The sequence below is a fragment of the Candidatus Babeliales bacterium genome, assembly GCA_035455925.1.
GTDB lineage: Bacteria > Babelota > Babeliae > Babelales > Vermiphilaceae > SOIL31.
Window position 1 is genome coordinate 1 of the sequence record DATIEE010000027.1, and the last position, 9255, is coordinate 9255.

A 9255-nucleotide genomic window follows, 5' to 3' on the forward strand; every position below is an offset into this window, starting at 1 on the left:
CCAATACTTAGTGAAGCTATAACCAAACCCAGCAGCTGATACTGGCGCATTTTTACACGTGAAATATCAGATAGCTGTGCAAGCTTACGACCAAATAAAACATCAGCTGCAACACCACCACTCATTTCAATAAATGTCGCAATAAAAACCATATGCATATAATTAATATTAAACATAAGCATAGCGGGAACCATTACAAATGTTGCAAAACGCCCCAATAACGCTAGTCCAATACGTCCTGCAATTGCTGCAATTTGATACGTCGTAATAACACTACAAATAGCTAGATATAGCTGTACATACCAGGGAAATTTAAAATACGACAAAAATAAAACAAATCCAACGATAATAATCAGACACAATATGACATCATGAATACGAAAAAAATTTATTATTAAAGCATTTTTAGTCTTCATTCTTTTAATACTATTTCTTGCTCCATCAACAATTTGTTTAGGCAAAGTTAGACAACTCATTGCGGTAATAAAAAAAACAACACCACTACAAAAGGCAAGCGTAAATTCTGTTGAAGATAAATATGAAAAACATAATTTCTGTAGTGGATACAAAAAAACAATATTAGCCCCGGCACCAACAGCAAGAGGCAAAGCAATAACATGCCCGGTGACAAAACCAATCGCCCAAATCATAGGTGCAATATCAAGATTAATAACCATGCGTGGCAATGAGAAAATTGCCCATTTTAACGGTGACAATAGTACTATTGATTTTGGGATAACAGCGTACTTTAAAAAAAACCCTCCCTGCAGAAAAGAAAATAATGCTGCAAGTACAAAACCCATTATCAACTCATATGCCTTACGAACTTGATTTTGTGCAGCAATCATTTTATGAACAAGTTGCCCAATAGGAAAAGATAAATTCTGCGTATCAATTAATGTTTTTTCTGACAAATCTGCTATTAACATTCCAAACATCCCAGCTAAAAAAGAAAAGCACCCCAATAAGGCACTAAAAAATAATGGTGAACTCATCCATGTTGCAAATAAAGCTGGGTCAAGAAAATAGATTGTTGGAAATGAAAAAGCAGATGCTGTAGCTAAAATACCGCCAATTGATCCTGCACAAACTGCATAACTTAGAGAAGAAGTGCTCATTTTTGTGACAATTTTTGAACATAATAACGCAATAAAAACAAGTGTCGGTGCAATCCACGGACCAATTGGAGTTGCCAAGGACACATAACTCATAACAATTGTCGAAAATAGAGACAATACTATACTGATAACAATTGTTATAATATTCATATACTACTTTATCTTAAAATTTTATTATTAATCACAGTACGCTACAAAAAATGTTTTTTACTCTATAATGAAAACAAAAAACATATCGCTTACCCATCATAATAATACTATCTTTATCTTGATCCTGCACGGACAGATTACATAATTTTATTCATCTTCTTTTTTTAAAAAATTATTTACCAACAACCTTACGTTATATAGTCTTTTTTAACTCGACCTAATGCAGCCTGTAATGCTATTGTTTTCGCTGGATAGTTCTCTGGACGAAAAGAAGTAAGGCGACATTTTATGCTTTGTTACCTGAATATTGTAATATTTTACTTTTTGATGCAAGAGGCCGCGGACAAAGTGAAGGTCCGTTTTTTTTTTATGGAAATGATGTAATTAAACTTTCTTTACTCACACAAAAATAGTCAATGCTGATTAATTATACATTCCGCCAAGCATCATCTTATACATAAAGATCTTTATAAAAAAAAATTCTATGTTTATTGCTACAACTATGAAAATAAAACATTAACTATCATTTTTTACTTTCATAGTTCTTCAACTGTATAAGATCACTGTTTGATGTATTATTCTTCTTGCGTGGTGAATTCTCGGGGCTATCTTCTTTAGAGCCTCCTGAATTATTTTTTGAAGAACGCGTAGCTAAAACTTTTATAATTCTGGGAGAAGATGGTTTCTTTAATTTTGTATCCTTTTTATTATCCTCAACCTGATCTTGTACATGATCATCAGTCGATGGCGCATCAACTATAGTTACCGCTTTTTGAAACTGAGATAATTTTCGAGAAGAAGTATCAACCAAATCTTTTTTAACAGGAAAATAATTTTCTTGGCGATAAACAACTGGTTCTACTTTATTTTTATCACCCATTGTTTGAATGTTATTATGCGCATTACTAATACTGTTACATTCATCTAAATACCATACACGGATCTTTCCATCTGTTGCAAGCGCTGCAACATACTTACCAGATAAGGCGACATGCAACAAATGACTAATGCCTACTTCACGATTACCCAGCTCCGTTATATAATTATACGATTTTTCTATATTAGGCGCTTCTAAAATAACCTTCTTAATAGAGTCTTTTTCTTTACAAAACACTTCTACCTTACAACGCATTTGTTGATCTACTCTTATATTATTGGTCCAATGAGCTGTTGCAATATATTTACGTTGATCAAAAACAACCTGATCATATAAAGGGTTAAAAGCAAAGGTATACGCAGTTGCATCAGAAGTATTGTTAATAAAGAAATCATATATATTTATTATTTTTACCTCACCTTCATACGTTACATATAATAATTCATGATTATTTGGATAATGTATTTTTTTTATAGCATCATTCATCTGAAAAAATAATGATGGATCACTCAACTTAAGTGAATTATCAGTTTTTGAAAAAGTCATTAACTGTATACCTTTATTCATACCTGCTACGCTCAATGCATTATCACTAATATTCAATGCAAGATCTGCAATTAAATTATCCTTATTATTAATAGTAAAAAAATAAGCATCATGATTCTTATTTACCAAATCAATAATTGTGTAGGTAGTATCATGAGCTATTGCAAGTACTTCTCCCACTGGATCCAGGGCAATTGCCTGAATAGGAAGTTCTAATTTGTTCATACTAAAGCATTTATTAACAAATACATAATATTCAGATACTCGCTTGGCACTTTCTCCATCTATATAATTACCGGCAGAAACTATTAGTAATGACTTATCTTTTCTTTGCGCTAGCGCAATCATAGGAATATGACGCACACAAGGATGCTGCATAATCACGCTTGCATTATTATCACCTGAAGAATTACACCCAATAAACTTAACCATTCCATGATACCCCATAATTATGCTTGTACCATCGGGAGCCATAAAAAAACTCCCTGGAACAACTTTACTCCACAACTCACCTTGTTTTACAGCATCACAAGGACTGAATAAGGTTATTGTTTTTACTGGTTTGTTTGAAGGATCTTCATTTATGTTACTATAATTTATATCCATGGTAAAAATGGACACTCTATATAAAAATAACAATCCAATTAAACCAATACACCATCTATTTTGTACAAAATTTTGCATAATTTTTTCCCCATTTTTTATTTATACTGTATACTGTAACAATACAATTCTTATTAATTTTATTAGGTATAAACATTATGACATTTATTGTTCTCCTACAGGCACTTTTTGCGACCTCTTTTCCTATTGGAAAATATCTTCTAAGCTTTGCTTCGCCATTATTTTTATCGGGCAGCCGTATGCTCATAGCAGGAGGAATTTTACTCATATATCAATATTGTTTACCACGAACAAAGCTTAATTTTCAAGGAAAGCATCATTTTTGGATATTTGCGCAAATCATTGTTTTAGGCATGTATATAACTTATGGATTGCGATTATATGCTTTAGATGCACTACCTGTTTGGAAAACATCTTTTTTCTATAATTTTTCACCGTTTCTATCAGCACTCTATGCATACTTTCTTTTTAATGAACGACTTTCTATTAAACAATGGTGTGGTCTTTCAATAGGACTCATTGGAATGATTCCTATACTCATATCATCAAGCCCCGCTGAAGCAACATTAGGAGAATTTTTTTTCATTTCGAAATATGAAATGTTTCTCATGCTTTCTGTCTCACTTCACTGCTATAGCTGGATATTAATCCAAAAATTAGTACGTCATAAAGACTATGATACTTCTGTAGTCAATGGAATTTGTATGGCTAGCGGAGGACTACTCTCATTGATAACCTCATACGCCATTGAAGGTCCAGCACCTCTATATAATCCTATTGCTTTCAGTAAAGGACTCATTGTCATGGTATTTATTAGCAATATTTTATGCCATAATATTTACGCAAAACTTCTCAAAACATATTCTGCAACTTTTATGTCCTTCACCAGTTTTTTAAGTCCATTATTTGCTGCATTATACGGTTGGGCATTTTTTCAAGAAACAATTTCATGGCATTTTTATTTATCCATAATCATAGTTCTTATTGGTCTTTATACGTTTTATCAAGATGAATTAAAAAATAAATCTAACTATAAAGAAAAAATAATACGAATATAATCAGGATTATCAGTAATAATACCATCAACTCCATAACTCAGTGAACGTGCAAGATCATCTCTATCATTTATGGTGTAAACATATACCAGCATCCCTCGCGCATGAATATCATCAACAAATTGCTGATTAATAAATTCACTATCCAAACAAACAATATCTGCATTAGTACTCATAACAGATGCTCCAAGACTAATCGGTATACCATACACAATAGCTATAACGGGGATGGACTTATTTACGTTTTTAACAGTTTGCAGCTGAACATGATCAAATGATCCAATTAAAAAATCATCATAATTCCATTTTTTATGCACAACATAATAATCAATAAGTTGCAAAACATCCTCAATAATATGTGCACCTTTTAATTCAATATAAATTTTCACCCGACGATTAACTAATTCAAATACTTCAATTAATGTAGGAATAACTTCACAATCACGTATTTTAAGGCATTTTAATTCATTCAATGTTTTTAATGCTACATAACCATGACCATCAGTTAATCGATCAACTTTTGCATCATGAAAAACAACCAATTCACCTGACGCACACTTCCAAACATCCAATTCAATCATATCAACACCACATTGTATCGCATACTCAAATGATGACAATGTATTTTCTTGCACCGGCCCTGATGCTCCACGATGGCCAATTATAGCGATAGGTTGTACACTAGCAGAATGTAACAAAAGAAAGGCAATTATCATCTTTTTCATACAATCTCCTTTTTATGTGAAGCGTATATGAAAAACATAACTAAAAATAAATACATTTTTATAGAAAAAAATTAAATTTAATAATCAGAAAATTTTTGACCTGCAAGAAAATGGAAATGTAAATGAAACACACTTTGACCAACATCAGAACCATTATTAACAATAAGACGAAATGCCTGTGAACCAGGTAATGCTGCTGCAAGTTGTTTAGCCATCAAAATCATCTGCCCTGCTAATGGTATATCATCATTATTTAATTCAGTAATATCCGAGATATGTTTTTTGGGAATAATAAGATAATGAATTATTGCTTTAGGTGCAATATTATCAATAACAATCACTTCATCTGTTTGAGTAATTATTTTTGATGGTACTTTGCCAACGATTATTTTACAAAAAACACAATTTTGTGCTTCCACCTAAATATAATCCCTTATTTTTTGTTCCTCATGACATTCAACATAACTTATACATGTTGAATTTAATTTTGGTGCCGAGGGTCGGACTCGAACCGACATGATGTTACCATCGCGAGATTTTGAGTCTCGTGCGTCTGCCATTTCGCCACCCCGGCATATATTTATTTCAAAGACATTATTAGAATAACGTAAAGAGCTATACCCGTCAATAAAAAAGCCCCGCATATGCGAGGCTTTTTTTAAATAATATGGTGACCTATGGTATAAAACCATAAACCATTAAAAAACTATGTTGTTTTTTGCTCATCGTTAAGGCTATCTAAATATTCATCCGATGCCTTCCAGTCAATTTCTAAATATTTAACCTTAAGTTCCAAATCTAATATGTTAGCTAACAGCGCAGATAACAGCGTACATTCTTTACTATTATAGGTAACCGTTCCAAGTATCGGAAGTTTACCTGTAGCGTTCGGATGTTGCTGACATTCAATTTCATAAAAAGGCAACTTACGTTGCAATATTTTTAATTTTTTCTTCGCTCCTTGCAACTCTTTAAGTAATGGTATTTCTTCTATTGCTTGAAAAGCTTCATTACTGAGTGAACTTTCACAATTTGCCAGGGATAAACCAAACAATAACAATAATAATGATATATTTTTTACGTTCATGCAGTAATTCCCTTATCTAAAATGAACTTATTTAATTCCATTATTATAATTCTATCATAAATAAAAACTACGTCAAATAAGGCAAGTTCTGGATTTTTTTATTTAACCTACGTAGCGTAGGTTAAATAAAAAATCCGGCTTTAGAGGTAATATGATTAATCTCATACAACCTCTAAAATACCGGAACTTCTTATGCGATACAATATCTTATTGGCTTTCTCCATGCTTCTTTGCTATTTCTACAAATCGAGATGCACCAGGCTTAATTGTTCTTTCCATTGTTCCATAATCAACAGAATACAGCCCAAATTTCTTACCATATTCTCCACATGAAAATCCATCAAGAAAGCTATAATAATAAAACCCTTGAACATTACAACCATCTTGCATAGCTGCATGTGTTGCATACACATAACGCTCATCATGAAGCTTGCGAAGATTATCATTCGTTGTAGCAATACCACTTTGAGTAATAATCATTGGAATGTTTAATTGACGTGCCATTTTAGTGTCTACTTCCTTAATTGCAGCATATAAACCTTCTGGGTATACGGTTACCTTTTTAACATCTGTTTTAGCTTCATGAGCAAACGACATACGTTTAAAGTTCTTCATTTGATAATGACTATGATAATTAATACCAATAAAATCAATTGAGTGCGGTGCTAATGAGTTTGTATAATGTTTTACAACACCACCCCATTTTGCGGGTAACGTACGAATGGAAATATCAAATTTACCCGTTGTAAAAAATGTATAAAATGAATCATTAGTAAGTTTGTTCGCCATCGAACATGCAAGCTTATCCCATGGGTAATAAGGTTCAAGTTGAACAACGTGCTTCGTGATACCCACGTGTATTTTATTTTCTGTATCAGCTTTTTTAAGGTTTTGATACACACGAACATGCGCTTCGAGTTCATTTTTTAGTACATCAATCGCCAATTGCATATTCTTTTTAAATGGATAATGTGTTTTATTCCAATAGCCAAGCATAGCATATGATTCTGGCGACCAAAACGTAATAAACTTATACGCTTTTCCTTGTAATGCTTCAAAAACTTTAGAACAATACTCTTCAAAATACTGAATATTATAATCTTTCTCAAAACCACCACAATTAATGAACCATGCTGGATCACGATAATCTTTCAAAATTATTACTGGTTCAATATTATTATAATTAAACTCATCACAGGCATCAGCATAATGCTGTAGCGCTTGTTGATCAAAATATCCTAATGATGGCTCTACCTTTTCCCAATCAATTGATAAAGAACAGGCCGTAAGTCCAGATTCTTTCATCAATTGTATATCTTCTTTATAACGATTCCAGTGATCACACTTCTCAACTTCACCAGCAAAAATTAGCGTCCCAAACTTAAAATCGCTGGAAAAACTCATACGAGACGTATCCCTATCCTGCCAATTCCAATTACGATACAGGATGCACCACATTCACAGCAAAAAATGCCGCTATTGTTAAAAAAATCGTCGATTTATTAAACATAGAAATACCCCCTACTTAAACGATAATTATTATTATTTTGAGATGTGAATGTTTTAAAAAAACAAAACAGATCCTAATAGTAATTATAAGTCTTTGTCTAATATTGTCAACAAGAGGGGGTAAAAATAGTTTTTTTAGATTACTAAGAAATCGCTCTTACACTAATCCAATCAATAAAACGACTTCGTTTATCCTCATCTTCAAACCACCACATAGCAGGGCCTTTTTCAAGTTTAAAAAGTCGTTCAAAAATTCCAGGATATATCTCATTAATTTTTACTTGATAATTACCAAAAATTCCATTGGTATCGTATGCAAGCATAATTGGTTTTTTAACATGGGTTGCAATAGCAACTAATGCACAATCAAATGCTGAAATATCTTTACCAAATTGATAAATTCTTTTGGCTGACTCATCGTCAACAGTTCCTTTGTATGGCTCGTCAACCAAAACAAGCGTATGATGATTTTCATCTGATTGAGTAATATCAGCCAATAACTCTGACATTGTTTTTTTCTCAGCCATAAATGTAGATAATCCATGCTCTAAATCTTCATGAGGAGCAAGACCTGTTTTAATACTAGTGAATAACGTTTGCTCTCCATATTCTGCTGGTATAATACACCATGATTGAGCCAATATAGTTGCTAAATATGTTTTTAGTATAGTTGATTTTCCACCACCATTAGGCCCAGTGATAATAATTTTGCCCGGCTGATCTCCGCCCAAAACAAGATCGTTAGTAATAGCTTCATTAAAAGGCAACAAAGGCAACCATGCGTTATGATAACAGACAAATGGTTTTGGAGATTCTATAAACTTTGGGAAACTAAAAACAACCGGTTCTTTCTGACTTTCTTTATACAGCGTTGCAAGAGAACAATATGCATCTAATAAAGCAACTGAACGCAACATAGGAATTAATGATTTTTTTATATGCTGTAACTCTCTATGCATCACTAACACATGCCCTCGTGAATAAAAATATCCTGGTTTTTGCAAAAAACGTTGTGATAATAGTTTTTTAGTCAGCACATCAACATTGGAATCATCTTCATTAAAAAAATCACCCAACTCCTTGCTATGATGATTTAAAATTTTTCGTAACTTGATTAGTCCATCCACACCATGTGCTACAGCAGAAACCCGACGTTGTAATTCATTAAGATCACTATTCATCGAAATAATCAATCTACACGTGTAAACAATAGTAGTACCAAACTTATAATCAAAAAAAAGTGTAGGAATGGTTGCACATACAGCCGCATTAGCCTGAGCAATGCCAGGAATCATTTTTGACATACCTTTGGCCATAACAGTATATCTATCTCCCCAAGATCCTTCACAAAGAAATGCTTTAGTCCAATCACGATCATTATAGCCAGATTGAGATTTTTTTAACTTTAAAAGATAGGGCGAATGTTGACGCAAGGGCTCTGAAAAACCTTCTTTCAGCCCCCTCAATAAACTAAATGTTCTTTTATCACTCTCATTATAAGCCCATCGCGAAAACTCTGCGGTAAGTCCACCCAGAGCAAGCGTCATTAATAAACGTTCACAAG

8 protein-coding genes and 1 tRNA gene are annotated in these 9255 nt (G+C 32.8%); 1 reads left to right on the plus strand and 8 read right to left on the minus strand.

Annotated elements, in window-relative coordinates:
- Together VLB80_03715 and VLB80_03720 are read right to left on the minus strand one after the other, a co-directional pair.
- Positions 1-1268, minus strand: a 1268-nt coding sequence (locus VLB80_03715; protein ID HSC25294.1) for a hypothetical protein, incomplete at its 3' end; no start/stop codon positions are given.
- A 523-nt stretch (positions 1269-1791) separates the two neighbouring features.
- Positions 1792-3375: a hypothetical protein gene (locus tag VLB80_03720; GenBank protein HSC25295.1), complete on the minus strand. Its 1584-nt coding sequence runs from the start codon at positions 3373-3375 to the stop codon at positions 1792-1794.
- Positions 3376-3452: 77 nt separating this feature from the next.
- Here VLB80_03720 and VLB80_03725 point away from each other — a divergent pair, with 77 nt between their 5' ends.
- A complete protein-coding gene (locus VLB80_03725) occupies positions 3453-4373 on the plus strand; it encodes a DMT family transporter (GenBank protein ID HSC25296.1) in 921 nt (306 codons plus the stop codon).
- Here the strand turns inward: VLB80_03725 and VLB80_03730 are convergent.
- From VLB80_03730 to VLB80_03755, 6 genes are all read right to left on the minus strand, one after another.
- Complete coding sequence (locus VLB80_03730) at positions 4346-5095, minus strand: glycerophosphodiester phosphodiesterase (GenBank protein HSC25297.1); 750 nt, start codon at positions 5093-5095, stop codon at positions 4346-4348. The genes VLB80_03725 and VLB80_03730 overlap by 28 nt on opposite strands.
- Before the next feature lie 77 nt (positions 5096-5172).
- Positions 5173-5514, minus strand: coding sequence for an HIT domain-containing protein (locus VLB80_03735; protein ID HSC25298.1), 342 nt, complete (start codon positions 5512-5514; stop codon positions 5173-5175).
- Between the two features lie 69 nt (positions 5515-5583).
- Positions 5584-5669 (minus strand) — tRNA-Leu (locus VLB80_03740).
- A 132-nt stretch (positions 5670-5801) separates the two neighbouring features.
- Positions 5802-6182, minus strand: coding sequence for a hypothetical protein (locus tag VLB80_03745; GenBank protein ID HSC25299.1), 381 nt, complete (start codon positions 6180-6182; stop codon positions 5802-5804).
- Positions 6183-6389: 207 nt separating this feature from the next.
- Positions 6390-7586, minus strand: coding sequence for a family 1 glycosylhydrolase (locus tag VLB80_03750; protein HSC25300.1), 1197 nt, complete (start codon positions 7584-7586; stop codon positions 6390-6392).
- Between the two features lie 248 nt (positions 7587-7834).
- A partial coding sequence (locus tag VLB80_03755) for a hypothetical protein (protein ID HSC25301.1) occupies positions 7835-9255 on the minus strand: 1421 nt, incomplete at its 5' end.

Bases quoted from the DNA above. Each gene is read 5' to 3' on its own strand.
- VLB80_03720 (HSC25295.1), bottom strand. From the start codon at position 3,375: ATGCAAAATTTTGTACAAAATAGATGGTGTATTGGTTTAATTGGATTG.
- VLB80_03750 (HSC25300.1), bottom strand. From the start codon at position 7,586: ATGAGTTTTTCCAGCGATTTTAAGTTTGGGACGCTAATTTTTGCTGGT.
- VLB80_03730 (HSC25297.1), bottom strand. From the start codon at position 5,095: ATGAAAAAGATGATAATTGCCTTTCTTTTGTTACATTCTGCTAGTGTA.
- VLB80_03725 (HSC25296.1), top strand. From the start codon at position 3,453: ATGACATTTATTGTTCTCCTACAGGCACTTTTTGCGACCTCTTTTCCT.
- VLB80_03745 (HSC25299.1), bottom strand. From the start codon at position 6,182: ATGAACGTAAAAAATATATCATTATTATTGTTATTGTTTGGTTTATCC.